Source organism: Ferrimonas gelatinilytica (genome assembly GCF_039544205.1).
In the GTDB taxonomy this organism is placed as follows: Bacteria; Pseudomonadota; Gammaproteobacteria; order Enterobacterales; family Shewanellaceae; genus Ferrimonas; species Ferrimonas gelatinilytica.
In genome coordinates this window covers 1-23,758 of sequence record NZ_BAABLF010000001.1, presented here as the reverse complement: position 1 = coordinate 23,758, position 23,758 = coordinate 1, and the positions used below count along the sequence as shown (strand labels likewise).

Genomic DNA, 23,758 nt, shown 5'->3' with positions numbered 1-23,758 from the left:
CAGTGGTTTGGCACGGCTCGCTCGCTTAGGTCAGCAGCCAGAGGGCGTGGGTGAGCACGGCAATGGCGGTCAGGGTGATGCGCATCGCCAGGTAGCCACTGGGCGCTGTGGCGCCCAGCACCGCAAGATCCCACCCCAGTACTGCCAGGTAGGCGATCCCCAGTAACCATAAGGCGGGCTCAGCATTGAGCAGCCAGAGCGCGGCTAGCGCCACCAGGCAGGGGATCAGGGCCAGCGCTGCGGTTAGGGGACTTGGCTGGGCGATGGTGCCCCGGTACCAGTGGACCCCGCCGAGAAAGGTAAGGATCAGCGCGCTGTATTGGAGAAAGGCCACAAGAGCCGCATCGAAGGGGAGGATCTCCAGCCGGGGAGCCATCGACAACCCCACGAAGGGCAGTAAGCCGAGGCTGGCCAGCAACAGGGTGGTTGCCGGGAGGGGATGGGACATCAAGGGCACTCCTTTTGGGAAACCGGGTCTGCCCGACCATGGGGCAGTGTAACCTTTTCAATAAAGACAACAATGGGGGAGGGCGCCAGCTGGCTTTGATCCCGTCGGCACGGCGGACTGTCGGCGTTGCGTCAGTCCGCTATCCCCGCACCTCCCGCTGAAGCGTTCCGCGACCCAAGGGCTTGATACCGGGTCGTGATGCCTTACACCAGTCCCATCGCTTGGATCCGATCCGCAATCAGAGCACGACAGGCCGCTTGCAACTCCCCTCTCAGCCACTTCTGGGCAGGTGAAAACTCGCATCGTGGGTGCCAGATCAGGGAATACTGGAACGGTTTGAAGTCAAACGGCAGCGGCCGGATCAGCAGGCCCTGCTCCTTGGCCACCAGATACGCCAGATCCGCCGGTACTGTCAAGATCAGCGGTAGCGTGTCGAGCACCGACAGGGCGGTTTGCAGGTGGTAGGCTCGCAGCACCAGCTTGCGCGGGGGCTGCCCCGCCAGGGCGTCGTCCAGCAGCGCCTTGACCCCATCGCTGATGGCGATCAGTGCATGGGGATAGTGCAGGTAGTCCTCCAGGGTGAGAGGCGCCCGGGCCAGCGGGTGGTTTGGCGACAGTAAGCAGAACACCCCTACCGGCCCCAGATCCACCGAGAGCAATGGCTCAATGGAGCGATTCTTGCGGCAGATCGCCATGTCGACGCCCCCGGTCGTGAGCTGCTTCAGCAGTTGATCGTGCAGTACGGGGGTGAGGTCCAGCTCAAGGTTGGGCGCCGTCCGGTAGAGCCGCGGCAGAGCGAAGGGGAGGATGGTCTGCACCGCGTAGTCGGTGGCGGCGATGGTAAAGTGCCGTTGGCACCGGGTCGGCTCGAACTCCTCCGGGGTCAGCAATTGTCCTAGGGTAGAGAGTGGCTGCCCCAGGGCCTGGCCCAGTTGCAGAGCCCGTTCGGTAGGGACAAGGCGGTGTCCCTGACGGATAAACAGCGGGTCGCCGGTGAGCTGTCGCAGTCGGCCGAGGATCCGGCTGGTGGCGGACTGGCTCAGGTTAAGGCGCTCGGCAGCGGCACTGACGCTGCCCGCCTCTAACAGGATTTTCAGCGCCACCAGCAGGTTCAGATCCTTGCGAAAGATCTCATCCAGGTCCATAGCCGCTCCACGCCCGGCCCGATGGGCCCCTGTTCAGAACTTAGCACGGAGTGGCACTGCGAGCACATGCCACCGTCAGGGCGGTTGCAGGCGGGCACCTGCTGGGCGTTGCCCCGGAAACTTGGGCCAGGCAAGTCTGGCGGGTCACAAGTCGTGTCTCAAATTTGGGATTGGCGTACGCCCTTTAGGATGACTCCATTCACGTATGCACTTGGTGCATGTTTTCGATGAAGAGATATCACTGGGTTGATCGGGATCCGCTGACTAGACTGCGTTCAGTGGTTCCCAAACATTTTCCAGCTATGGAGCTCTTGCCATGTTTAAAGCACTGATCCTTAACCAAGAAGATAAAAAGACTCTGGCCAGCATCGGGTCCATTGATGAGAGTCAACTGCCCGAGGGCGAGGTGCTGGTCGACGTCGACTACTCCTCCCTAAACTACAAGGATGGCCTTGCGGTGACCGGCCGGGGCAAGATTGTCCGCGAGTTTCCCATGGTGCCGGGCATCGACCTGGTGGGTAAGGTGGCTGAGTCCAGTGATGACCGTTACAAGCCCGGTGATGCCGTGGTGCTGACCGGTTGGGGCGTCGGCGAGAACCGATGGGGCGGTATGGCACAGCGTGCCCGGCTCAAGGCCGATCACCTGGTTCCCCTGACCGAGGGGCTTAGCGGTAAACAGGCGATGATGATCGGCACTGCCGGTCTGACCGCCATGCTCTGTGTTCAGGCGTTGGAAGATGCCGGCGTGACGCCGGACAAAGGCACTGTGCTGGTGACCGGTGCCAGCGGCGGTGTGGGCTCGGTGGCGGTGACGCTGCTGGCCCAGCTGGGGTATACCGTGGCGGCGGTTACCGGGCGTGCCGCGGAAAACGGCGAGATGCTCAAGGCCCTGGGGGCGAGCGAAATTGTCGAGCGTAGCACCCTGTCTGAGCCCGGTCGCCCGCTGGATAAGCAGCGCTGGGCCGGGGCGGTGGACACCGTGGGCAGTACTCTGCTGGCTAATGTGCTGGCCCAGGTCAACTACGGAGGGGCCGTCGCAGCCTGTGGTCTCGCGGGGGGCTTCGATCTGCCGACCACGGTGATGCCCTTCATCCTGCGCAACGTGGCTCTGTTGGGTGTCGATTCGGTGATGTGCCCCTTTGACAAGCGTCAGGCGGCCTGGAAGCGATTGGCGAAGCTGCTGCCTGAGTCCTTCTATCAACAGGCGTGTGAAGAGATCACCCTAGAGCAGGTGCCAGAGTACGCGGATGCCATTACCCGCGGTCAGGTGTCCGGGCGGGTGGTGATCAAACTCTAAAGATGCACTGAACTAAGCGGTGACCGAGCACACCGGAAGCATCAAATGGCGGGCCTCATTGAGGCTCGTTTTTTTTTGATGCAAAGAAAAAGTAATTGAACTCTAATGGTCTTTTAATCTGCTACCCGATACTGACCATGATGGAGGCCCCGTGATCCTGACGACAATAGAGACCATTCCCGGCAAAGAGATAGGCGAAGTGCTTGGGGTGGTGACCGGCAACGTGGTGCAATCCAAGCACTTTGGCCGCGACATTATGGCGGGACTCAAAAACCTGGTGGGGGGCGAGCTGCGCGGCTACACCGAGATGCTGACCGAGGCGAGAGAGATCGCGCTGTCACGCCTACAGGAGGAAGCCCAAAGGCTGGGCGCGGATGCCGTGGTGGGCCTGCGTTTCACCACCAGCGCCATTATGGATGGCTCATCGGAGCTGCTGGTGTTTGGCACCGCGGTGCGGCTGCGGCGTTAAAAAAGCCGTTGAGCGGGTGCTCAACGGTGTCCTCTCCCGGTTTTGACCGGTTTCCAAAGGATGCTCCGGTAAACGGGATCAACGTCGTATCTGCAGGAACTGCTCCTCCAGCAGTCGCTTGGTATAGCTGTGCTGGGGGTGTTCAAACACCGCCTGGGTGTCTCCCTGCTCCACCACCTTGCCCCGTTTCATCACGATCACCCTGTCGCTCATGTGGCGAACCAGTCCGAGATCGTGAGACATCAAAATGTAGGCGAGCCCCAACTCCTTCTGCAGACTGAGCATCAGGTTGACGCACTGGGCCCGCAGCGAAGTATCCAGGCCGGAGAACGCCTCGTCAGCCACCAGGATCTTCGGTTCGAGCATTAGTGCCCGGGCGATGGCCACCCGCTGACGCTGGCCGTGGGCGAGCATATGGGGATAGAAGTCGGCGTGCTCCGGAAGCAGACCCACCCGGGTGAGGCTCTGGATCACCCGCTCCTGACGCTGCTCCGGGCCGGCATCGGTGTTGAACAGCAGCGGCTCCTCCAGCTGGTTGCCGATCCGGCGGCGGGGATTGAGGGAGGTGCTGGGATCCTGGAAGATCATCCGGATCAATTGGCTGCGCTGTTTACGATTCTGGCTTTGTAGGTCTTGACCCTCCAGCAGGATCTGGCCGCCGCTGCGCGCCTTGGCGCCGGAGAGGATCTGCGCCAGGGTACTGCGACCGGAGCCCGCTTCGCCGACGAAGGCCAGGGTTTCTCCCTGATGCAGATCGAAGGAGATCGGCATCAGCGCCTTCTTGTACTCCCGGTTGAGCCAGCCACCACTTTTCTTGTAGTGCTTATACAGGTCCCTGACCTCAAGCAGAGGGCTCATCCGTTGTTCTCCTTATCCTCGCCCAGCGGGAAGTGGCAGCGATAGGCGTGGCCGCTTTGGCTTCGGATGACGGGGGGCTTGACGCACTCCCGTCGGGCATAGGGACAGCGTGGCCCCAACCGGCAGCCCACAGGCAGATGCTGCAAGGGGGGGATACCACCGCGAAGGGCGGGCAGTTCCGATTTTCGCGCTCGGCTGGAGCCTGGGGTCAGCGCACTTTGCAGCAGCGCCTCGGTGTAGGGGTGGCGGGTATGCTCCAGCAGCTTCTTGCTTCGCCCGGACTCCATCAGCTGGCCACAGTACAAGACACTGATCCGGTCAGCCCACCTCGCGACCGCCTTGAGATCGTGGCTGATAAACAGGATCGCCACGCCGTTGAGTTTATTCATCTTATCCAGAAGCCGGAATATCTTGGCCTGGTCCGAGCTCTCCAGCCCGGTAGTGGGCTCATCGGCGATGATCAGTTGCGGCTTGTGCGCCAGCGCCATCGCCAGCATCACCTTGTGGGCCTCCCCATCGGTGAGATCCCAGGGAAATTCGCGCATGATGCTGCGGTGTTCCTTGAGGCCCACTTTGTGCAGCAGCTTGATCGCCAGGGCGCGACGCTGGCTGCGACGCCGCCACCATGGCAGCTCCTTCATCTTTGGCATCGCCTCCAGCAGTTGGGTACCGATACGGGCGCCGGGGTCCAGACAGGAAGCCGGCTCCTGAAAGATCATCGCGATCTCCTGACCCATCAGCGTCCGGCGTTCCTTGGCACTCATTGCCAGCATGTTTTGGCCCCGCCAGTTGAGGCGGTCGGCGCGGACGTGGGTGCGCCGATCAGTGATGCCAAGCACCGCCTTGGCCAGCAGGCTTTTGCCGGATCCGGATTCCCCCACGAGGGCGTGGATCTCCCCCTCCGCCAGCTTGATGCTGAAGCGTTCCAGTGCCGGGAAGCGCCCCTGGGGGGTATCCAGCTCAATGGTGAGGTTACGAATATCCAGTAGCTGCATCAGCCGCGCTCCTCGGCGATGGCGTGACGTAGGCCATCGCCCACCAGGTTGGTTGCCAGCACCCCGAACAGAATTGCCAGGCCGGGCATGGTCACCGTCCAGGGAGCGCTGAGCACGTTGTTGACCCCTTCACGCACCATGGCGCCCCACTCCGGTGAGGGGGCATGGGCGCCCAGGGAGAGGAACCCCAGAGCGGCGATGTCCAGGATGGCGGTGGAGAAGGATAGGGTGGTGTGCAGCACCACCACGTCCGTAATGTTGGGCCAGATGGCGAATCGGAGCAGCTGCCACGGGCTGGCACCATCCAGCCGTGCCGCCATGACGTACTGCTTCTGCATCTCCTCGTGGATGGCGTTGTGCACCACCCGCACAAACCCCGGCAGCAGGGCCAGGCCGACCGCCCAGAAGACATTCTGCAGTCCTGGCCCCAGGACCGCCGCAAACAGCAGGGCCAAAACCAGGGAGGGGAGGGAGAGCAGGGCATCGAGAAGGTGCCCCAGGACCGAGGATCGCAGCCCCTGGCTGGTCCCGGACAGGGTACCGATCACCAGGCCAACCCCGAGCGCCAGCACCACGATCAAGCCAGCGAAGCCGAACGTAATGTGGGCGCCGTGTAGGAGACGGGAGAGCAGATCCCGCCCCAGGGCGTCGGTGCCGAGGAAAAAGAGCACGGAGCCATCCGAATGCCAGGAGGGGGGAGCAAGCAGCTGGTCACTGAACTGCTGTTGGGCGCTGTAGGGCGCCAGGTAGGCACCAAACAGGGACAAGGCCACCATCAGACCCAATCCCCACAGGCCGATGACGGCGCTGGGACGGGCCTTGAAGTGGCGCCAGATCTGGTGCCAGGGAGAGGGGATGCTCTCCTCGTGATAGAGCTGGGGTTTAGCCATGGATCTCCTTCCGGATCACGGGGTTCAGCAGCGCCTGGGCGATCTCCAGCAGTATCGTCAGCACGATAATCGAGAGGGCCACCACAAGGACGCCGCCGGTCAGGGCGGTGTGATCCCCCTGGTACTGTGCCGCCAGTAGCCAGCTGCCGATCCCCGGCCAGGTGAAGATCATCTCGACGATGATCACACCGGAGGCGATCTGTCCCAACTGCAGGCTCAACAGGCGCAGCATCGGGGCCAGGGAGTTGGGCAGTGCATGGGAGAGGACCAGGCGGTATCGGGGCACGCCCCGGGCCATCAGTGCCCTGATGTAATTTTTATCCATCTCCGCCAGCATGGCGGCACGGATGGTGCGAATAACGATGAAGCAGGGCAGGGCGGCCAGAACCAGAGTCGGCAGCACCAGGTGATTGATCGCATCCCAAAGGGCGGCCCAGCGCCAGGGGGCATCGGAGAGCAGGATATCCACCAGCATAAAGCCGGTTACGAAGGGCACATCGTAAAGCAGGTTGATGCGTCCGGAGGCGGGCAGGGCGTCCAGGCTGAGGCCGAAGGTCAGCATCAGCAGCAACCCCAGCCAGAAGGTGGGCACACTGAACCCCAGCAGGGTCCCGCCCCAGAGCAGGTTGGGGAGAGGGCCGCGACGGCCGGCGGCCAGCACGCCCAGTGGGATCCCCACCAGCAGGGCGAGCAGCAGGGCCAGTATGGTCAGCTCCAGTGTGGCGGGGATCACCTGCAGCAGCTCGTTGAGCACCGGGCGCCCCGAGGCCTGAGAGAGGCCGAAATCACCGGTGAGTCGTTGGCGCACGAACGCCAGGTAGCCCTGCAGACCGTTGCCGTCGAGGTGGTAGCGCTCTGTGAGTCGGGCCACCTGCTCCTGCGACGGGTGGGTCACCCCGCTGAGGTTGGTCAGGGTATCACCAGGCATCTTCAGGCTGGCGATGTAGAGCAGTCCCAACAGCACCAGGGCGGTCAGGACCAGCAGATTCAGGCGTCTAAGCAGGTAGATCAGCATCTAAGGTTCCTTGCGGATCCGGGTAAAGTCGACCCCGCCGGTGGTGTGAAGGATCGGCCCCTGCCAGTGTCGCTGGCGGCCCAGGGTTCGGCTGGCGTGTGCCAGGGGCAGCAGCGGCACCTGGCTTTGCAGCCGGCGCTCCAGTTTACGATAGATCGCCTTGCGCGCTTCCCTGTCCTCCGTGGCCCGGGCCTGGGCCATCAGCGCATCAAATTCCGGGTCACACCAGCGTGCCCGGTTGGAGCCGCTGATCAGGGCATCACAGGAGAGCAGCGGGGTAAAGAAGTTGTCCGGGTCCAGGTTGTCCGCAGCCCAGCCGATCAGCACCGAGTCGTACTCCGCGTGCTCCAGTTTGCTGATAAAGCCGCCCCAGTCGTAGCTGACGATGTTCAGCTTGACGCCGATGTTGGCCATGTCCTGTTGCAGGATCTCGGCGGTCTTGATCGCATTGGGGTTGTAGATCCGTCCTATGGGCATCGCCCACACATCCAGTTCCAGCTCGCTGATCCCTGCACTCTCCAGCAGTTGGCGTGCCCGGTAGGGGTCGTGGGGAAAGGGGGGCAGGCTGGGGTCGTAGGCCCAGGAGATGGGGGGCAGCAGACCCTTACCGATCACCGCGGTATTCTGATAGACGGTGGTGAGCAGTCGACGTTTGTCCACTGCCAGGCTGAGGGCGCGTCGGACACGGGGATCATCCAGAGGCGGCTTCTGGGTATTGAAGGCCCAGAAGGCAACGTTGAGCCCCGGGCGGGTATCGACGGCGAGATCGTCATAGCGCTGGATCACCGCCAACTCGCTGATCTGCGGCAGGGCAGCGACGTCGCAATCCCCCCCAATCAGCTTCACCACCCGGGTGGTGCTGGAGGGGGTGATATCAAAGACCAGCTGGTCCAGTGGTGCCGGCTCCCCCCAGTAATCCGGGTGGGGGCGGTAGCGCACGTAACGATTACGCAGGTAGCGACTGAGGCGATAGGGGCCGGTGCCAACCGGCTGGTTGTCCAGCTGCGTTGGCTTCCCCTGCTGCCACAACTGCTCGCCGTACTCGGCGGAGAGCAGGATGGCAAAATCCGTGGCCAGATCGGCCAGGAAGCTGGCGTTGGGTTTCTGCAGGTGGAACACCACCTCGTGATCCGAGCGCCGCTCCATCCTGGCGATCTGCGCGGCTAGGCCGATGCTTTGGAAGTAGGGGTAGCGGCCACCGGACACCGAATGGTAAGGGTGCTGGGGATCGATGACCCGCCCGAAGCTGAACAGAACATCGTCCGCATTGAAGGGACGGGTCGGGGTAAAGGTGTCGGTACTGTGGAAGGCGACGCCTTGGCGCAGGGTGAAGTGGTACGCCAGTCCATCCGGGCTGACAGACCACGCCGTTGCCAGTTCCGGGACGAGTTCACCGCTGGTGGGGTCGATCGACAGCAGGCGGTTGTAAAGTTGCTTGGCCGTTGCGTCGATGGCGGTGCCCGAGGTGGTCAGTTGGGGGTTGAAGGTCTCCGGGTTGCCTTCGGAGCAGTACACCAGCCCCGAGCCGCCCTGGGGCTGATCGCCACCGCAGCCGACCAGCCAAAACAGGGTCAGTGAGGCGAGCAGGTACCGGGTTATCGCCATATCGGGGCCATCGTTAATCCACAACTTGTTGATCGGCTTAGTCTAGCAAGGGGCCGGAAGCGGCTCAATTGTCCTGCCCCAGCAAGTCGTATTTCTTCAGGATCCCGCGTAACTGATGGTAGGTGAGGCCAAGCAGTTCGGCGCTCTTCTTTTGGTTGAACTGGCTTTGCGCCAGGGCCTGTTTGAGGATGGCGACCTCCCTCTCCTGACAGTATTGCTTGAAATCCAGCGGCAGCGTGATCTCGGAGCCGGGTGGGGGAGTTGGAGACGCTTCCTCTCTCTCTGTCTCCTCACTCGGACGTGGACGGCGGTCCTCGGTTGCGATGGTCTGGTTGGGTCGCCAGGGAGACTCGAAGGGATCCAGGATGATCTCGTGGACTGGTAACTGGGCGTTATCGTGGCGGTAGACACTGCGCTCCACCACGTTTTTCAGTTCCCGGATGTTGCCGGGCCAGTGGTAGGTCATCAGGATTTTACGGGCCCGCTCGGTGAAGCCGGCGAAAAGCTCCATCTCAAGTTGCCGTGCCATCTGGATGGCAAAGTGCTCCGCCAGCAGCAGGATATCGTCGGGACGGGCACGCAGCGGCGGCAGGGTGATCACATCGAAGGCAAGTCTGTCCAGCAGGTCCGCCCGGAAGCGCCCCTCGGCGGCCAGTCTGGGCAGGTCCTCGTTGGTGGCGCAGATCAGCCGGGCCTCGGTGCGCAGGGTGCGGTTGCCGCCGACCCGCTCAAACTCGCCATACTCGATCACCCGCAGCAGCTTCTCCTGGATGAGTCCAGAGGTGTTGGCCAGCTCATCGAGAAACAGTGTGCCACCATTGGCCCGCTCGAAGCGCCCTTCGTGGCGCTTCCCGGCGCCGGTAAAGGAACCGGACTCATGGCCAAAGAGTTCACTTTCCAGTAGGTTTTCGTTTAGTGCGGCGCAGTTGAGTTTGACGTAGGGCTGCTCCCAGCGCTGGGATAGGAAGTGCAGTCGCTCGGCGATCAACTCCTTGCCGGTGCCCCGCTCACCGATAATCAGGACGGGTTTGCTCAGGGGCGCGACCTTGGAGACCTGCTCCAGGACGTCATGAAAGGCGCTGGACTGACCGAGCAGGTTGTCACTTTGGCGAGGAGAGGACATCCGGTTCCTTAGCGATGGTGAGTTTGGCCAACTGTTGGCATTTCCCATGATAGGAAGGGCCAAATCAAAAAGAAACCCTACTGATTAAGATAAGTCAAAACAGCGGTTTAACTGCAGAATTCGAAGTTGGCACGGTTCCTGTATCTGTTAGTGCCGAGGGTTATCGAAAACACGAGGAATTGATTATGGGTATCTTTACGCGTTTCGCAGATATTGTGAATTCCAATCTTAGTGCCTTACTGGATAAGGCGGAAGATCCGGAAAAAATGGTTCGCCTGATCATTCAGGAGATGGAGGACACTTTGGTCGAGGTTCGTTCCACCTCCGCCAAGGTGCTGGCAGAGAAGAAAGAGGGGATGCGCCGTATCGAGCGCGCCGAGTTGCAGGTCAGCGAGTGGCAGAACAAGGCAGAGCTGGCGCTCTCCAAGGAGCGGGAAGATCTCGCCCGAGCCGCCCTGGTGGAGAAACAGAAGGCCAGTGACGTGGTGGATGCACTCAAAGATGAGCTGATCATCATCGAGGAGCAGATCAACCGCCTCAAGGAGGAGATCAGCCAGCTGCAGGAGAAGCTCAATGATGCCCGTGCGCGTCAGAAGAGCATCATCATGCGCAAGCAGACTGCCAGCTCCCGCCTGGATGTGAAGCGTCAGCTTGACCCGGGCAAGATCGACAAGGCGATGTCCCGTTTCGAGCAGTATGAACGTCGTGTCGAGGGGCTGGAGTCGGAGGTTGAGGCTTACGAAATGAGCCAGCCGCACTCCCTGGAGGACGAGTTCGCCGCCCTGGAGGCGGAGGACAAGGTCAACCAGGAACTGGAAGCGATGAAGAAAAAGCTGGCCAAGAAAAAATCGTAAACTGATTAATGAGGAGTAAGGGATGGAAGAGATGATTGGCTTGTTGCTCGCCCCCTTGATCATCTTTTTGCTGCTGGTGGCGCCGATCTGGCTGATCCTGCACTACCGCAGCAAGAAGCAGATCAGCCAGGGGCTGACCGATGAGGAGTACCAGCAACTGAGCGAGCTCCTGCATCGCGCCGACAAGATGGCGGAGCGGATCGACAGCCTGGAGCGGATCCTCGATGCGGAGTCACCACAATGGCGGAGGAAAGATGGCCACCAGTAATCAGGAAAACAAGCTTTACCGCATTCCGGAGCAGGGCAAAGTTGCCGGTGTCTGTGCCGGGCTGGCGGAGCACTTCGGCTGGGAGGTCTGGCTGGTGCGGATCATCGCCCTGTCCGCTTTCCTCCTGACCGGTTGGTTCTTTGGCGTGGTGTTTCTGCTCTATGTCATCGGCTGGGTGTTGCTGGACAAGAAACCCCGTGAGCTGCCCCTGAGTCGACCGGAGCTGAAAACCAAGGTATGGCAAGCAGGGGAGTCCCCAAGAGAGGCCTTTCGTGATGTCAGCAGCCGCTTCCGCTCCCTGGATCTGCGCCTGCAGCAGATGGAACGCTACGTGACGTCAGATGCTTACGCCCTCAGGCGCGAAATCGATAACCTAAAATAACTCTCTTTAGAACGCGGGTGCTTCGGGCACCCGCCTTTTGTTGTGATGGATGGCATGAAATCTCAGCTAAGCCGCTTGGGGCGACAATTGGAACAGCTCGCCTACCGCAGCCTGGATCAGCACCTTAGGGTCGGTATCACCGGTCTGTCCGGTGCCGGCAAAACCGCGTTCGTCACCTCCTTGGTGCACCAGCTGCTGCACGCGGATGCCGGTCAGTTGCCGATGTGGGAGGTGGTGCAGCAGGGACGGCTGCTGGGGGCGGCCCGGCAACCGCAGCCGGATTTGGCATTGCTGCCGTTCGATTACGATGCTGCCATCGGTGGCCTCTGCCAGAGTGAGCCCCAATGGCCCCCATCCACCCGCGGGATCTCCGAGATCCGTCTGGCGCTGCGCTATGTCCCGGCCAAGGGGCTAAAGCGGCAGCTGGCGGATCACCTTACCCTCTACCTGGACCTGGTGGATTACCCGGGCGAATGGCTGCTGGATCTGCCGCTGCTGGGGATGGACTTCGCCAGCTGGAGTCAACAGCAGTGGCAGATCCTCGCCGAGGCGCCCTGGGCCGAACGGGCCCAGCCCTGGCTTGACCAGATAGTGGCCCACACCTCTGAAGCCCGGGCGCTGGATGATTCATCGCTGGGCGTCTTGGCCACCGAGTATGGTGAGCTGTTAAAGACGTTACGGCGGGAGCTGTCGGCGACTTACCTGCAGCCTGGGCGGGCGCTGCTGCCCGGTGAGCTGGCGGGGACACCCATTTTGGCGTTTTTTCCCCTTCCTCCGGAGGCGCTGGCGTCGCCGCTGGCCCAGAGGCTGGCCAGCCGCTACCAGGCGTACGTACAGCAGGTGGTCAAACCCTTCTATCGGCAGCACTTTGCTCGCTTTGACCGCCAGATTGTTCTGCTGGATGCGCTTGGGGCCCTGGACCAGGGGCATGCCCAGTGTCTGCAGATGGCGCAATCGGTGCAGGCGATCATGCAAAGCTTCCAATACGGTCCCGGTTCGCTGCTACGCCGTCTGATCAACCCCCGCATCGACAAGCTACTCTTCGTGGCCAGCAAGGCGGATCACATCACTGTGGATCAGCACACCAACCTACTGGCCCTGACCGACAGCCTGACCGGCGAAATCGGCCGCCGGGCCCGCTTCATGGGGGGGCGGGTAGAAACCATGGTGCTCAGTGCCATCCGGGCCAGCCAGCAGGGCCAGGTGGACCCGGGTAGCGGTGTGGTACCGGTGATCCGGGGGCGGGACAGTGCGGGCACCCCCGTGACCCGCTTCCCCGGTGAAGTCCCTAGAACCCTGCCTCAGCCAGAGTTCTGGCAACGCCAGGGGTTTGCCTTTGGTGCCTTAGCACCACCGGCCCTGCCGGATCCTCATGCGCCTCTGCCCCATATGCGGATGGATCATCTGCTTGAGTGGTTACTGGGAGACAAGATGCGATGAGTACCTTGAAACCGCCCCAGCAGTTCGACGAATCCCAGCTCGACCCCGGCCCCCCAGACACTGAGGAGACGAGGCTCCAACCCGCCTCGGAGTGGGATGACCCCCTCTGGCAGGAGGCGCCCCCGCAGCGTGCCGCAACGAAGCGGCCCAAGCGTCGCCACCGCCTGCTGGGTCTGTTTCTCCTGCTGTTGCTGATCCTGGTGGTGATGGAGTCCGGCTGGAGCCTGTATGAAGCCTGGTTACGTGGTCCGCTTTGGTTCGGCCTCTACGCCGGGGTGATAGGGGGCGCGTCTCTCCTGTTGGGGCGCTGGGGATGGCGCGAGTGGCACCGCCTGGGCCAGTTGAAGCGGGCCGAGCGGCAGCGCGAACAGGCAAAACGGATGGAGCAGGGCAGCCAGCGGGGTGAGGCCGAGGCGTGGCTGGATACATTGGCCCAGTCGTTGCCAGAGGCGTACCACCCGGCTCGGGAGCGGTGGCTGGCGTGCCGACAGGGCTACCACGATGATGGCGAGAGTCTATTGCTTTACGAGCGAACGGTGCTGGCGGAGCAGGACAGGGCGGCGGAGGCCTGTATTTATCGTTATGCCGGCCAGGCGAGCCTGTTGCTGGCCGCCAGTCCTGTCGCGATACTGGATATGGCCCTGATGCTGTGGCGCAACCAGGCGATGCTGGATGAGGTCGCGCGGATTTACGGCATTGAGCCGGGATACTGGGGACGGGTGCGCCTGCTGCGTGGGATCCTGGTCAATCTGCTCTACGCCGGGGGCAGCGAGCTGGCGGTGGATCTGGGTACCCAGATGCTGTCTGCGGAGTTGACGGGCAAGCTCTCGGCTCGGGTTGCCCAGGGGCTGGGGGCTGGCCTGCTGACGGCACGGCTCGGTTATGCCGCCTGTGCCCTGTGCCGGCCGTTACCCTACCGGGCCCGTCACCGACCAGCGCTGTTGACGGTTCAGGGCAAGCTGCTGGCCCAGTTGACTCGCGTGTCGGCGGATGCGATACGCCATGCCCGGGATCTCAAACGTCGTAACGAAGAGTTTACAAAGAAGGGGGAAGGAGATTGAGCCGGCAGTCTTTTTTTTGCCCACTGACGGGGTAGGTTGGGAAGATTAAGCGGTCGTATTCTCAGCGGCAAAGTCAGGACGATCAGCCTTGGCGGCGGCAAGCAGGAGTAGTGGTAGACGCTGGCGAAACTTGAGTCAGAGGGGAAAGAGAGCATGAAGGGCACCAAGTATCAGGCACGACTGCCGGATCAGAAGGGCTACATCCATTATCCCGAGGAGGAGCACCAGATTTGGGCTGAGTTGATCGCCCGACAGAGTGCATGCATCCAGGGGAAAGCGTGTGATGAATATATGGCGGGACTGGCGGCGCTGGATCTGCCCATGAACAGGATCCCCCAGCTGTCGGAGGTGGATAGTGTCCTTCTCGATGCCACCGGATGGCAAACTGCCCAGGTACCAGCCCTGATCTCCTTCGAACGTTTCTTCGAACTGCTGGCCAGCAAGCGTTTCCCCGTGGCGACCTTCATTCGTTCCCGTGAGGAGATGGATTACCTGCAGGAGCCGGACATCTTTCATGAGATTTTTGGCCACTGCCCGCTGCTGACTAATGCTGCCTTTGCCCACTTCACCCAGACCTACGGTGAGCTCGGCCTCGCCGCCAGCCCCGAGGAGCGGGTATTCCTGGCCCGACTCTACTGGTTTACCGTTGAGTTTGGCCTGGTAAACAGCCCGGATGGGCTCAAGATCTACGGCGGTGGGATCCTCTCCAGCCCCGGTGAGACCCAGTACGCGATGTCTGAACAGCCCGAGCGCAAGCCGCTGGACGTGGTGACGGCGATGCGAACCCCCTACCGCATCGATATCATGCAACCCATCTACTTTGTGTTGGAGCAGATTGACCAGCTTTACGATCTTGCTCAGCAGGATCTGATGGCGCATGTTCGTCGTGCCCAGCAGTTGGGTCTTTTTGCGCCCAGTTTTGAGATGAAAAAAAACGTTAGCTAAGAAAGGAAGCCAAGCATGACCGAATTGACCGAACTCAAATGTGAAGCCTGCCAGGCTGGAGCCCCGAAGATCAGTGAGGAGGAACTGGCCAAACTGATGAAGCAGATACCGGATTGGTCCCTCCCGGTCCGTGATGGTGTGATGCAGTTGGAGCGGGCTTACGATTTTAAGAACTTCAAGTTGGCCTGGGCCTTTGCAAACCGGGTGGCTGAGCTGGCGGAATCGGAGTTTCATCACCCCTCGATCCTGCTGGAGTGGGGAAAGGTGACGGTGACCTGGTGGACCCATGCCATCAATGGATTACACCGCAATGACCTCATCATGGCGGCGAAGACCGACGCACTGCTTGACTCGTGATCGGGTCTCGCCCAGTCTCCAAGCCCACCCATCGCGGTGGGTTTTTTCATTTTTTTGACTGTATTGTACAGCGAATTTTACAGTATCATCTCCGCACTGAGCCCCGCGCCGGTCAGGATGACCCGATATCCCGCAACCCCTATCGGTAGTCGCCGGGCCCCGCATGATAATAACAGGGAGAGAGGATGCGCTTACGAGTCAGTTGTCAGGACAGGATCGGGCTTGCCCGCGAAATCCTCGATGTATTAGAAAAATTTGAAATCAATATCAATGCCATCGACGCGGCCAGCGAAGGCTTTGTGTATCTTCAGATCCCGGCCCCCAGCTTTGACCAACTGCAGGCGCTGATGCCGCAACTGCGTAAAATTCGTGATGTCACGGATGTCCGCACGGTTCCTTACATGCCCTCTGAGAGGGAGCACTCGATACTCTCGGCGCTACTGAAAACGCTGCCGGATCCGGTATTTTCTATTGACTTAAAAGCCAATTTTGCGCTGGCCAATGACTCGACCCTGGCGATCCTTGGTGTTTCCTGGGAGGAGTTGGTAGACCAGCCTATTGCCAATTACCTACACGGTTTCTCCTTTGTCCGCTGGCTGGGCTCGGAGCAGGTGCAACCTCAGGCGACCAAGGTGACCATTGCCGGTAACCAGTACCTTGCCGAGATGTCGCCCATCGTCTTGCCGGACGAGGAGGGGAAGAAGATTTTGGCGGGCGCCATGGTACAGCTCAAGTCGCCGGCTCGGGTTGGCAAGCAGTTTAATGCCCTGCGGGAGCAGCGTTCCGGTTTCGATACCCTGATTGCCGACAGCGAGCGGATGAAGCTGTTGCTGGAGGAGGCGCGTCGCATGGCTCAGCTGGAGGCGCCGCTGCTGATCCTGGGGGAAACCGGCACCGGTAAGGAGCAGATGGCACGGGCGTGCCACGAAGCCAGTTTACGCCGGGACAAGGGGTTCGTGGTGATCAACTGCGCCTCATTGCCGGATAATGTGGCGGAGAGCGAACTCTTTGGCCTGGCCAGCAGCCCCGGTGAGGTGGTGAAGCGTGGGGTGATCGAGCAGGCCAGCGGAGGCACTGTGTTCCTGGATGATGTGGCGGATATGTCCCCTCAACTGCAGGTCAAGCTGCTCCGTCTGATCCAGGATGGCTGCTTCCGTCGGGTGGGGGATGATACCGAGATCAAGGTGGATCTGCGCATCATCTGTGCCAGCCAGAAAGACCTCTCGGAGCTATGCCAGAAAGGGGAGTTTCGTGAGGATCTTTACTACCGCATCAACGTCCTGAACTTGATCCTCCCCCCGCTGCGGGAGCGCAAAGCAGACATCATCCCTCTGGCCGAGCTGTTTTTGGAACACTACAGCGAGCAGTTGGGCACGCCGGTGCGGCAGCTCTCGGCGCAAACCCGGGAGTTCATCCGCAACTACGCCTGGCCCGGCAACGTTCGGCAGCTTAAAAATGCCATTTTCCGCGCGGTCTCCATGGCGGAGCAGCGGGGTGAACTGACGCCGGAGCAGCTTCGCCTGCCCGATTGGAACGAGAGTTTCGGCTATTTCGACCGGGAGTTTGAGGGCACGCTCGATGAAGCGGTTAAGCAGTTTGAGGCCAGCCTGTTGCGGCGCCTCTACCCTGCCTACCCCTCGACCCGCCAGCTGGCCCGCAAGCTTGGGGTATCGCACACCGCCATTGCGAATAAGCTCCGTGAGTACCGCATCGGTAAGCAGCGTACGCCATCATAGGGCATTAAGGTATTAATAAATATGGGAAAATGTCAGGGTGTAACGTCACCCTGACATTTTTTTTTGCGTCGTGTTTGTGCTGGTGCTGCGCGGTGGTTTATCCCTGCCCTCCGATTAGGTAAACAGGTTGTTGTTGCAATGTGAACATATGAGAATTTAAGAGGGAAAGCACAGTGACTCACACGACCCATAACAATGACCCCCAATCCGAACAGCGTCGTAACCCCCTGGGGACTGACGGGTTCGAGTTTGTCGAATACACCGCACCGGACCCGAAGGGGATCCAGGCGCTTAAGGACCTGTTCGTCCACCTGGGCTTTGCCGAGATCGCTCGTCATCGCAGCAAGGAGGCCTGGCTCTACCGTCAGGGGGACATCAACTTCATCATCAATGCCGAGCCCCACTCCCAGGCGGCCGACTTTGCCCGGGCCCACGGCCCAAGTGTCTGCGGCATGGCGTGGCGTTGCCGGGATGCAGCAGCGGCGCTTTCCCATGCGTTAGCCAACGGCGCTGAGCGGCTGGAAACCGCCGTTGGGCCGATGGAGCTGAATATTCCTGCGGTACAAGGCATCGGCGGTTCGGCGCTTTACTTCGTCGATCGCTACGGTGACCGAAGCATCTATGACGTGGATTTCCGTTTCTACCCCGATGCACAGGCCCGATTGAAGGCCTGTGACGCAGGGCTTTTCGAGATTGATCACCTGACCCATAACGTCTTCCGGGGCAATATGGATACTTGGGCCGGTTTCTACGAGAGGATCGGCAACTTCCGTGAGATCCGCTATTTCGATATCGAAGGTAAACTGACCGGGCTGGTGAGCCGGGCGATGACCGGCCCCTGCGGGAAGATCCGGATCCCGATCAACGAGTCGTCTGATGACAAGAGCCAGATCGAGGAGTACCTGCGTGCTTACCAAGGGGAGGGGATCCAGCACATCGCGCTGAGTACCAACGACATCTACCAGACCGTTAAGACCCTTCGTGATGGTGGCATGGCCTTTATGCCGACCCCGGATACCTACTACGACAAGGTCAATGACCGTGTCGTGGGGCACCAGGAAGATCTCGACGCGATGCGGGAGCTGCAGATCCTGATTGACGGGGCCCCGAGCAAGGATGGGATCCTGTTGCAGATCTTCACCCAGACGGTTATCGGTCCGGTGTTCTTCGAGATCATCCAGCGTAAGGGCAACGAAGGGTTTGGTGAGGGCAACTTCAAGGCGTTGTTCGAGTCGATCGAAGAGGACCAGATCCGTCGCGGCGTGATCTGAGCCTTGTGGCGCCGTCGGCCAGGTGGCGGACGGATGCCATGAATGCATCCCCCAATCGAATGAATTAATGCCCTTTTCTCTCTCGGCGGGTATCGCCCCGTCTATAGTGATGACAGGGATTAAGGCATCGCCAGGGGGATGCTGCATGGTCAAACTGTACGGTTATTGGCGCTCGGTCGCCGCCCACCGGGTTCGCATTGCCTGCCACTACAAGGGCCTGCCCTTTGAGTACGTCGCGGTGGATCTCGAGCGGGACGGCGGGGCACACCGACTGCCCGGCTACGGCTTGCTGAATCCGGCCCGGGCAGTGCCCACCCTGGTGGATGGCGACTTCGTTCTCTCCCAGTCCCTGGCGATCATCGAGTACCTGGAGGAAGCCTACCCACTCCCCCCCCTGCTGCCGAGCAAGCCGGTGGAGCGTGCCCAGGTTCGCTCTCTGGCCCAGATGATGGTTTCGGATTGCCAGCCCCTGTTGACCAGCCGGGTAGAACGCCGCCTCGCGATATACCACGAGTCATCGTCAGCGACGCCGGAGGCATGGCGACAGCATTGGCTAAGACAGAGCTTTGATGCCCTGGAGGTGCAACTGGAGCGCACTGCGGGTGAGTACTGTTTTGGGGATGGCTTAACCCTGGCGGATCTTTGCCTACTCCCCCAGTGGGAACAGGCGCAACGGGAGCAGCTGATGCTGGAACCCTACCGCCGCATCAACCAGATTGTCGCGCGATGCCGCACGCTTCCCTGCTTCAGGCAGGCCGCCCCCGAGCTGCAGCCGGATGCCTTTTAAACCGGTTACTTCCCCACGGGTTTCTGGGCCCAAGCCCCCAAGGCGGGCAAAATGAGGCCTATACTTCCTTCTCTCGTTCCTACGGCCAAGTCATTAAAGCACGCGATTAAGAGCGCGTGGATGGCAGTGACGTTACGGCGATCCTGACCGGCGTTGCTGGCTTCTGAGCGACCCAACAGCCTGTTCGGGATCTCCTTGACCCCGACCGGGACAGCAGGTGCTGAAGCACGCGATTCGAGGTGTTGAGGATGGAGTTATCTTTGCGAGAGACTGTGCTGGCCGCCATCCTGGTGTTGTTGATGGGGCGCCTGCTTAACAGTCAGATCGCTGTGCTAAGAACCTACAACATTCCCCAACCTGTCAGTGGGGGGATCGCAGCCTCCCTTCTTACCCTCGTGGCTCACGAGTTTTTCGGTTTCGATCTTCAGTTTGATACCTCATTGCGCGACGTCCTGCTATTGGCGTTTTTTACCTCCGTAGGGCTGACGGCCCGCCTCGAGATGTTGACCCGTGGTGGGCGCCCCATGATGGTGCTGTTGGTGATCTGCGTATTGGGGGTACTGCTGCAAAATGTCACCGGATTACTGATGGCCAAGGCCAGCGGGCTTCCGCCTATTAATGGTTTGCTCCTCGGCTCGGTCTCCCTGTTCGGTGGCCATGGAACCGCGGTGGCCTGGTCCTCGGTATTTGAGCAAAGCGCCGGGGTGGAGAACGCCCTGGAGATCGGGATCGCCAGTGCCACCATCGGCCTGGTACTGGGGGGGCTGGTGGGCGGGCCCTTGGCCCAGCGTCTTATCGAACGTCACCGTTTGCGTGCCGGTGAGCCGGTACTGAGGACTCAAAGCGGAGAGCGTAAGGGGCGCCAGATAGACAGCCAGGGGATGTTCGTGGTGTTGATGTATGTCAGCGCTGGCATCATTCTGGGCACCAATATCGCCGCTCTGGCCGGGCAACATGGTGTGAATATTCCCGAATTCCTGGCCTGCATGCTAACCGGTCTGGTGTTGACGAACGTGCTACCCCGACTGTTACCTAGGCTTGAAGCTCCGACGGAGGGGCAATCGCTGCCGCTGCTGTCAGAGATAACCCTGGGCCTGTTTCTGTCGATGTCACTGATGGGGATGCAGCTTTGGACGCTGGTGGATCTGGCGCTGCCGATGCTGCTGACGGTGCTGGCCCAGGTCGCCATGATGGTGTTGCTGGTGCTTTTCGTGATGTTTCCACTGCTGGGCAGGAGCTATGACAGCGCGGTGATCTGTGCCGGTTATCTCGGCATGGGACTGGGGGCACTCCCCAATGCGATGGCCAACATGAACGCGGTAACGGCCCGTTACGGAGCCGCACCGCTGGCATTTATGGTGATTCCCCTGGCTAACGCTTTCTTTGTGGATGTGTCCAACGCGGTGATCCTGCAACTGCTGATGAACAGCTTGCTGTCATAGTCCGCCCTTGTCGGTGTCAGGCGTTTTGTTCCAGCAAAAAGTCCAGGAAGGTACGATCCGCCTGGGTTAGGGCACGGCCACTTTTCCAGCCAACATGCAGATCCATGTACATCGGTTCCTTAAACCGCAGCGCCTTGATTTCCGGATCCCCCTTGACCACCATATCCAGCACCGTCGTGATGGCAAAACCCTGCCGGACAATGCTGCGGATCAGCTCGATCAGGTTGGTCTCGAAGGCGATATCCGGTTGGAAGCCCCGGGCCTGGGCCAACTCATTAACCAATTCACGGTGATAATAGCCGTCCTTAAACATCACCAGTTCATGCTGGAAGAACTCATCCCAGTCGATGCTGTCCTGCTTGGCCAGGGGATGTTCGAGGCCGACCGCCGCGATCATCTCAGGTCGGGTTAAAGGCAGGGTCTCGAGGCCGGCATGTTCGCCGGGATCGATGATGATGCCGATGTCCACTTCGTCCCGCTCCAGCATTCCGAGGATCTCTTTGGTGCCCGCTTCGCACAGTGACAGTTTGAGCTCCGGATAGCGATGGTGAAACGCCATCAACAGGGCCGGAAAGTAGTAGGAGCCGACCATGCCCGGCAGGGCGATCCGCACTTCGCCGCGATCCAGATCCCGCAGCCTTGCCATCGCCTGGGTGGCCTGTTCAACCCGTTGCAAAATCGCCTGGGCATGGGGCAGCAATTCCTTGCCTTCGGCGGTCAACTGGACCCGTTTGTCCTGGCGATGCAGCAGTACCAGTCCCAAGTCGGTCTCCAGCTTCTTGATGGCGGTACTGACCGCAGGTTGGGCAACTCCCAAGACTTTCGCCGCTCGGGTGAAACTGGCATGTTCTGCCACCATGACGAAATTACGTAACTGACGTAGATCCATAGACGCTTGAGTTGCCTCGATAAAACTGCGGGTAGTCTGTTTACTATGCCAGTTTACCGGAAGGACTCAATAGGGGAGAGAGGGGAAATTCACAGGGCTCGCGCGGCGCGGTCAGCCGACCGCGCCGTTTATTTTTCATTCAATCGTCCCAGCACGTCATCGGAGGGGATCAGGTCCAGATGGCCCTGCTCGTCAAAGTACCAGCCGCTGATGTAACCCTGGCGCTGCATGCGCTCGAAGTCGGCAACCACCTGGCGTGCTTCTCGTTCGGCCTGAACCGGATCACAGCCCTCCACCCGTTGCAGGTAACGGGCGATGCTCTCCAAGGGGGCGGATTGAGAGATGGACTTCGGCATATTGCTATCCTCCGATGCGAAGTTCTGTGAGTTAGCGTAGAACAATATTTCCCCTTCAGCGGGCCTGCAGCGATAGCTTTTGGCGCTGTGCGGGGAGGCTGCTAAACTAGCCTGCCTACATGGCCCCGGGCCACTTCCTCAAGTTACTGTATATCGAGAAGGATATGACCGTTAAGACCCGTTTTGCCCCCAGCCCGACCGGCTTTTTGCACGTCGGTGGCGCTCGCACTGCTTTGTACTCCTGGTTATACGCCCGAAATCAAGGCGGGGATTTCGTCCTGCGCATCGAAGATACCGATCTGGAGCGTTCTACCCAGGAGGCGATCGACGCCATTCTCGAAGGGATGAACTGGCTTGGCCTGAACTGGGAGGAGGGACCCTACTTCCAGACCCAGCGTTTCGATCGGTACAACCAGTTGATTGACCAGCTGTTGCAAGAGGGCAAAGCCTACAAGTGTTACTGCTCCAAGGAGCGGGTCGATGCCCTGCGTGAACAGCAGATGGCCAATGGTGAGAAGGCCCGTTACGACGGCCACTGCCGTGACCTCGGGGAAGCGCCGGAGGCCGATGCCCCCTTTGTGGTGCGTTTCCGCAACCCGGTCGAGGGCAAAGTCGCCTGGGATGACCATGTTCGCGGCCGCATTGAGATCGACAATCGCGAACTCGATGATCTGATCATCCGTCGAACCGATGGTGCACCGACCTACAACTTCTGTGTGGTTATCGATGACTGGGACATGGGGATCACCCAGGTGGTTCGTGGGGAGGACCACATCAACAACACGCCGCGTCAGATCAACATCTACGAGGCGCTGGGCGCCCCGGTGCCGGAGTTCGCCCATGTCTCCATGATCCTGGGTGATGACGGCGCCAAGCTGTCCAAGCGCCACGGTGCGGTCAGCGTGATGCAGTACCGCGACGACGGCTTCCTGCCCCAGGCTCTGCTCAACTACCTGGTGCGTCTCGGCTGGTCCCACGGTGACCAGGAGATCTTCTCCATGGAGGAGATGATCAAGCTGTTCTCCTTGAAGGCGATCAACAAGTCCGCCTCCGCCTTTAATACCGACAAGCTGCTGTGGCTGAACCAGCACTACATGAAGAGCCTGCCGGTGGAGGAGGTGGCGGAGCATCTGGCCTGGCACTTTGCGGATCAGAAGATCGATACCGCCAACGGTCCGGCGCTGACGGACCTCATCCCGGTGATGGCCGAGCGCTGTCAGACCCTCAAGGAGCTGGCGCAGTCCAGCCGCTACTACTACGAGGAGTTCACCGAGTTCGATGCGGCGGCTGCCAAAAAGCACCTGCGCCCCGTGGCCCAGGCTCCCCTGGAGCGGATCGCCGAGAAGCTCTCCGCCTTGAGCGAGTGGAGCGCCGAGGCGATCCATCAGAGCATCAAGGATACTGCCGAAGAGCTGGAGCTTGGGATGGGGAAAGTGGGCATGCCCCTGCGGGTTGCGGTGACCGGTGCGGGCCAGTCTCCAAGCCTGGATCTCACTCTGTTGCTGATAGGGCAGACGCGTTCCGTAGAAAGGATCAACAAGGCGGTTGAATTTGTAGCAAACAGAGCGAATTCGTAAAAAACGCTATTGACTCACTTGGGGGGGCTCCCTAAAATGCGCCACGCACTAACGGGGACGCCCTCGTGAGTGCGCTCTGGGGCTATAGCTCAGCTGGGAGAGCGCTTGCATGGCATGCAAGAGGTCCGCGGTTCGATCCCGCGTAGCTCCACCAAGGTTTCAGTAAAAGGCCGCCATGCGGCCTTTTATGTCCGGGGTCCCCTTCGTCTAGAGGCCTAGGACACCGCCCTTTCACGGCGGTAACAGGGGTTCGAATCCCCTAGGGGACGCCACTTATATCGGTTTCTCGTCTGGCCGGCGGGAAGCGGCAAAGATTTGGGCGGTTAGCTCAGTTGNGTCCGGGGTCCCCTTCGTCTAGAGGCCTAGGACACCGCCCTTTCACGGCGGTAACAGGGGTTCGAATCCCCTAGGGGACGCCACTTATATCGGTTTCTCGCCTGGTTGGCGGGAAGCGGCAAAGATTTGGGCGGTTAGCTCAGTTGGGAGAGCACCTGCCTTACAAGCAGGGGGTCACTGGTTCGAACCCAGTACCGCCCACCAAGTCTTCA

The 23,758-nt window shown here is 60.7% G+C and carries 24 protein-coding genes and 4 tRNA genes; 18 read left to right on the top strand and 10 right to left on the bottom strand.

Going from position 1 to position 23,758, the window contains the following annotated elements:
• Window positions 1-25: 25 nt before the first annotated feature.
• Both ABD997_RS00140 and ABD997_RS00135 read right to left on the bottom strand, forming a co-directional pair.
• Window positions 26-448: a DUF3429 domain-containing protein gene (locus ABD997_RS00140; protein ID WP_345314998.1), complete on the bottom strand. Its 423-nt coding sequence runs from the start codon at window positions 446-448 to the stop codon at window positions 26-28.
• Between the two features lie 203 nt (window positions 449-651).
• A complete protein-coding gene (locus ABD997_RS00135) occupies window positions 652-1,593 on the bottom strand; it encodes a LysR family transcriptional regulator (protein ID WP_345314997.1) in 942 nt (313 codons plus the stop codon).
• A 316-nt stretch (window positions 1,594-1,909) separates the two neighbouring features.
• Here ABD997_RS00135 and acuI point away from each other — a divergent pair, with 316 nt between their 5' ends.
• Together acuI and ABD997_RS00125 are read left to right on the top strand one after the other, a co-directional pair.
• A complete protein-coding gene (gene acuI / locus ABD997_RS00130; protein WP_345314996.1) occupies window positions 1,910-2,890 on the top strand; it encodes an acrylyl-CoA reductase (NADPH) in 981 nt (326 codons plus the stop codon).
• Window positions 2,891-3,041: 151 nt separating this feature from the next.
• On the top strand, window positions 3,042-3,359 hold the full coding sequence (locus ABD997_RS00125; protein WP_345314995.1) for a heavy metal-binding domain-containing protein: 318 nt from the start codon (window positions 3,042-3,044) through the stop codon (window positions 3,357-3,359).
• Between the two features lie 78 nt (window positions 3,360-3,437).
• Here the strand turns inward: ABD997_RS00125 and ABD997_RS00120 are convergent, their stop codons facing one another.
• The 6 genes from ABD997_RS00120 to pspF form a co-directional block, all read right to left on the bottom strand.
• Window positions 3,438-4,217 carry a peptide ABC transporter ATP-binding protein gene (locus ABD997_RS00120; protein ID WP_345314994.1) on the bottom strand — a complete coding sequence of 260 codons (780 nt, stop codon included), beginning with the start codon at window positions 4,215-4,217 and terminating at the stop codon, window positions 3,438-3,440.
• On the bottom strand, window positions 4,214-5,212 hold the full coding sequence (locus ABD997_RS00115; protein ID WP_345314993.1) for an oligopeptide/dipeptide ABC transporter ATP-binding protein: 999 nt from the start codon (window positions 5,210-5,212) through the stop codon (window positions 4,214-4,216). Before ABD997_RS00115 ends, ABD997_RS00120 begins: the two co-directional genes overlap by 4 nt.
• Window positions 5,212-6,102 carry an ABC transporter permease subunit gene (locus ABD997_RS00110; protein WP_345314992.1) on the bottom strand — a complete coding sequence of 297 codons (891 nt, stop codon included), beginning with the start codon at window positions 6,100-6,102 and terminating at the stop codon, window positions 5,212-5,214. Before ABD997_RS00110 ends, ABD997_RS00115 begins: the two co-directional genes overlap by 1 nt.
• On the bottom strand, window positions 6,095-7,117 hold the full coding sequence (locus ABD997_RS00105; protein ID WP_345314991.1) for an ABC transporter permease subunit: 1,023 nt from the start codon (window positions 7,115-7,117) through the stop codon (window positions 6,095-6,097). The genes ABD997_RS00110 and ABD997_RS00105 overlap by 8 nt, the downstream gene beginning before the upstream one ends.
• The gene (locus ABD997_RS00100) at window positions 7,118-8,722 is read right to left on the bottom strand and encodes an ABC transporter substrate-binding protein (RefSeq protein ID WP_345314990.1); all 1,605 of its coding nucleotides are present in this window, start codon (window positions 8,720-8,722) and stop codon (window positions 7,118-7,120) included.
• Between the two features lie 64 nt (window positions 8,723-8,786).
• The gene (pspF, locus tag ABD997_RS00095) at window positions 8,787-9,845 is read right to left on the bottom strand and encodes a phage shock protein operon transcriptional activator (RefSeq protein WP_345314989.1); all 1,059 of its coding nucleotides are present in this window, start codon (window positions 9,843-9,845) and stop codon (window positions 8,787-8,789) included.
• A gap of 185 nt (window positions 9,846-10,030) precedes the next feature.
• Between pspF and pspA the strand changes: the two genes are divergently transcribed.
• The 11 genes from pspA (at window position 10,031) to gltS (ending at window position 20,388) form a co-directional block, all read left to right on the top strand.
• The gene (gene pspA, locus ABD997_RS00090; RefSeq protein WP_345314988.1) at window positions 10,031-10,699 is read left to right on the top strand and encodes a phage shock protein PspA; all 669 of its coding nucleotides are present in this window, start codon (window positions 10,031-10,033) and stop codon (window positions 10,697-10,699) included.
• A 22-nt stretch (window positions 10,700-10,721) separates the two neighbouring features.
• Complete coding sequence (gene pspB, locus ABD997_RS00085; protein WP_345314987.1) at window positions 10,722-10,967, top strand: envelope stress response membrane protein PspB; 246 nt, start codon at window positions 10,722-10,724, stop codon at window positions 10,965-10,967.
• On the top strand, window positions 10,954-11,349 hold the full coding sequence (pspC, locus tag ABD997_RS00080; protein WP_345314986.1) for an envelope stress response membrane protein PspC: 396 nt from the start codon (window positions 10,954-10,956) through the stop codon (window positions 11,347-11,349). The genes pspB and pspC overlap by 14 nt, the downstream gene beginning before the upstream one ends.
• A gap of 54 nt (window positions 11,350-11,403) precedes the next feature.
• Window positions 11,404-12,789, top strand: coding sequence for a YcjX family GTP-binding protein (locus ABD997_RS00075; RefSeq protein WP_345314985.1), 1,386 nt, complete (start codon window positions 11,404-11,406; stop codon window positions 12,787-12,789).
• Window positions 12,786-13,850, top strand: a complete 1,065-nt coding sequence (locus ABD997_RS00070; RefSeq protein ID WP_345314984.1) for a YcjF family protein — start codon at window positions 12,786-12,788, stop codon at window positions 13,848-13,850. Before ABD997_RS00075 ends, ABD997_RS00070 begins: the two co-directional genes overlap by 4 nt.
• Window positions 13,851-14,003: 153 nt before the next feature.
• Entirely contained in the window at window positions 14,004-14,795 is a 792-nt protein-coding gene (phhA, locus tag ABD997_RS00065; protein WP_345314983.1) for a phenylalanine 4-monooxygenase, read from the top strand.
• Between the two features lie 15 nt (window positions 14,796-14,810).
• Window positions 14,811-15,152 (top strand): 4a-hydroxytetrahydrobiopterin dehydratase, encoded by a 342-nt coding sequence (locus ABD997_RS00060; RefSeq protein WP_345314982.1) that lies wholly within the window; start codon window positions 14,811-14,813, stop codon window positions 15,150-15,152.
• 185 nt (window positions 15,153-15,337) lie between these two features.
• The gene (gene tyrR / locus ABD997_RS00055) at window positions 15,338-16,888 is read left to right on the top strand and encodes a transcriptional regulator TyrR (protein ID WP_345314981.1); all 1,551 of its coding nucleotides are present in this window, start codon (window positions 15,338-15,340) and stop codon (window positions 16,886-16,888) included.
• A gap of 173 nt (window positions 16,889-17,061) precedes the next feature.
• Window positions 17,062-18,159 carry a 4-hydroxyphenylpyruvate dioxygenase gene (gene hppD / locus ABD997_RS00050; RefSeq protein WP_345314980.1) on the top strand — a complete coding sequence of 366 codons (1,098 nt, stop codon included), beginning with the start codon at window positions 17,062-17,064 and terminating at the stop codon, window positions 18,157-18,159.
• A gap of 145 nt (window positions 18,160-18,304) precedes the next feature.
• Window positions 18,305-18,946, top strand: coding sequence for a maleylacetoacetate isomerase (maiA, locus tag ABD997_RS00045; RefSeq protein ID WP_345314979.1), 642 nt, complete (start codon window positions 18,305-18,307; stop codon window positions 18,944-18,946).
• Between the two features lie 248 nt (window positions 18,947-19,194).
• Window positions 19,195-20,388 (top strand): sodium/glutamate symporter, encoded by a 1,194-nt coding sequence (gene gltS, locus ABD997_RS00040; protein WP_345314978.1) that lies wholly within the window; start codon window positions 19,195-19,197, stop codon window positions 20,386-20,388.
• Window positions 20,389-20,404: 16 nt separating this feature from the next.
• On the opposite strand, the gene ABD997_RS00035 is transcribed toward gltS, so the two are convergent.
• Window positions 20,405-21,277: a LysR family transcriptional regulator gene (locus tag ABD997_RS00035; protein ID WP_345314977.1), complete on the bottom strand. Its 873-nt coding sequence runs from the start codon at window positions 21,275-21,277 to the stop codon at window positions 20,405-20,407.
• A 128-nt stretch (window positions 21,278-21,405) separates the two neighbouring features.
• A complete protein-coding gene (locus ABD997_RS00030; RefSeq protein WP_345314976.1) occupies window positions 21,406-21,633 on the bottom strand; it encodes a hypothetical protein in 228 nt (75 codons plus the stop codon).
• A gap of 164 nt (window positions 21,634-21,797) precedes the next feature.
• On the opposite strand from ABD997_RS00030, the gene gltX reads away from it, so the two are divergent.
• The 5 genes from gltX to ABD997_RS00005 all read left to right on the top strand — a co-directional run bounded on the left by gltX (window position 21,798) and on the right by ABD997_RS00005 (window position 23,750).
• On the top strand, window positions 21,798-23,210 hold the full coding sequence (gene gltX, locus ABD997_RS00025) for a glutamate--tRNA ligase (protein WP_345314975.1): 1,413 nt from the start codon (window positions 21,798-21,800) through the stop codon (window positions 23,208-23,210).
• Window positions 23,211-23,288: 78 nt separating this feature from the next.
• Window positions 23,289-23,364, top strand: a tRNA-Ala gene (locus ABD997_RS00020).
• 42 nt (window positions 23,365-23,406) lie between these two features.
• A tRNA-Glu gene (locus ABD997_RS00015) sits at window positions 23,407-23,482 on the top strand.
• Window positions 23,483-23,553: 71 nt separating this feature from the next.
• Window positions 23,554-23,629: transfer RNA gene (locus ABD997_RS00010), tRNA-Glu, on the top strand.
• Between the two features lie 45 nt (window positions 23,630-23,674).
• Window positions 23,675-23,750, top strand: a tRNA-Val gene (locus ABD997_RS00005).
• Window positions 23,751-23,758 lie beyond the last annotated feature (8 nt).

Bases quoted from the DNA above. Each gene is read 5' to 3' on its own strand.
- ABD997_RS00140 (WP_345314998.1), bottom strand. From the start codon at position 448: ATGTCCCATCCCCTCCCGGCAACCACCCTGTTGCTGGCCAGCCTCGGC.
- ABD997_RS00135 (WP_345314997.1), bottom strand. From the start codon at position 1,593: ATGGACCTGGATGAGATCTTTCGCAAGGATCTGAACCTGCTGGTGGCG.
- acuI (WP_345314996.1), top strand. From the start codon at position 1,910: ATGTTTAAAGCACTGATCCTTAACCAAGAAGATAAAAAGACTCTGGCC.
- ABD997_RS00120 (WP_345314994.1), bottom strand. From the start codon at position 4,217: ATGAGCCCTCTGCTTGAGGTCAGGGACCTGTATAAGCACTACAAGAAA.
- ABD997_RS00115 (WP_345314993.1), bottom strand. From the start codon at position 5,212: ATGCAGCTACTGGATATTCGTAACCTCACCATTGAGCTGGATACCCCC.
- ABD997_RS00110 (WP_345314992.1), bottom strand. From the start codon at position 6,102: ATGGCTAAACCCCAGCTCTATCACGAGGAGAGCATCCCCTCTCCCTGG.
- ABD997_RS00105 (WP_345314991.1), bottom strand. From the start codon at position 7,117: ATGCTGATCTACCTGCTTAGACGCCTGAATCTGCTGGTCCTGACCGCC.
- ABD997_RS00100 (WP_345314990.1), bottom strand. From the start codon at position 8,722: ATGGCGATAACCCGGTACCTGCTCGCCTCACTGACCCTGTTTTGGCTG.
- pspF (WP_345314989.1), bottom strand. From the start codon at position 9,845: ATGTCCTCTCCTCGCCAAAGTGACAACCTGCTCGGTCAGTCCAGCGCC.
- pspA (WP_345314988.1), top strand. From the start codon at position 10,031: ATGGGTATCTTTACGCGTTTCGCAGATATTGTGAATTCCAATCTTAGT.
- pspB (WP_345314987.1), top strand. From the start codon at position 10,722: ATGGAAGAGATGATTGGCTTGTTGCTCGCCCCCTTGATCATCTTTTTG.
- pspC (WP_345314986.1), top strand. From the start codon at position 10,954: ATGGCCACCAGTAATCAGGAAAACAAGCTTTACCGCATTCCGGAGCAG.
- ABD997_RS00075 (WP_345314985.1), top strand. From the start codon at position 11,404: ATGAAATCTCAGCTAAGCCGCTTGGGGCGACAATTGGAACAGCTCGCC.
- ABD997_RS00070 (WP_345314984.1), top strand. From the start codon at position 12,786: ATGAGTACCTTGAAACCGCCCCAGCAGTTCGACGAATCCCAGCTCGAC.
- phhA (WP_345314983.1), top strand. From the start codon at position 14,004: ATGAAGGGCACCAAGTATCAGGCACGACTGCCGGATCAGAAGGGCTAC.
- ABD997_RS00060 (WP_345314982.1), top strand. From the start codon at position 14,811: ATGACCGAATTGACCGAACTCAAATGTGAAGCCTGCCAGGCTGGAGCC.
- tyrR (WP_345314981.1), top strand. From the start codon at position 15,338: ATGCGCTTACGAGTCAGTTGTCAGGACAGGATCGGGCTTGCCCGCGAA.
- maiA (WP_345314979.1), top strand. From the start codon at position 18,305: ATGGTCAAACTGTACGGTTATTGGCGCTCGGTCGCCGCCCACCGGGTT.
- gltS (WP_345314978.1), top strand. From the start codon at position 19,195: ATGGAGTTATCTTTGCGAGAGACTGTGCTGGCCGCCATCCTGGTGTTG.
- ABD997_RS00035 (WP_345314977.1), bottom strand. From the start codon at position 21,277: ATGGATCTACGTCAGTTACGTAATTTCGTCATGGTGGCAGAACATGCC.
- ABD997_RS00030 (WP_345314976.1), bottom strand. From the start codon at position 21,633: ATGCCGAAGTCCATCTCTCAATCCGCCCCCTTGGAGAGCATCGCCCGT.
- gltX (WP_345314975.1), top strand. From the start codon at position 21,798: ATGACCGTTAAGACCCGTTTTGCCCCCAGCCCGACCGGCTTTTTGCAC.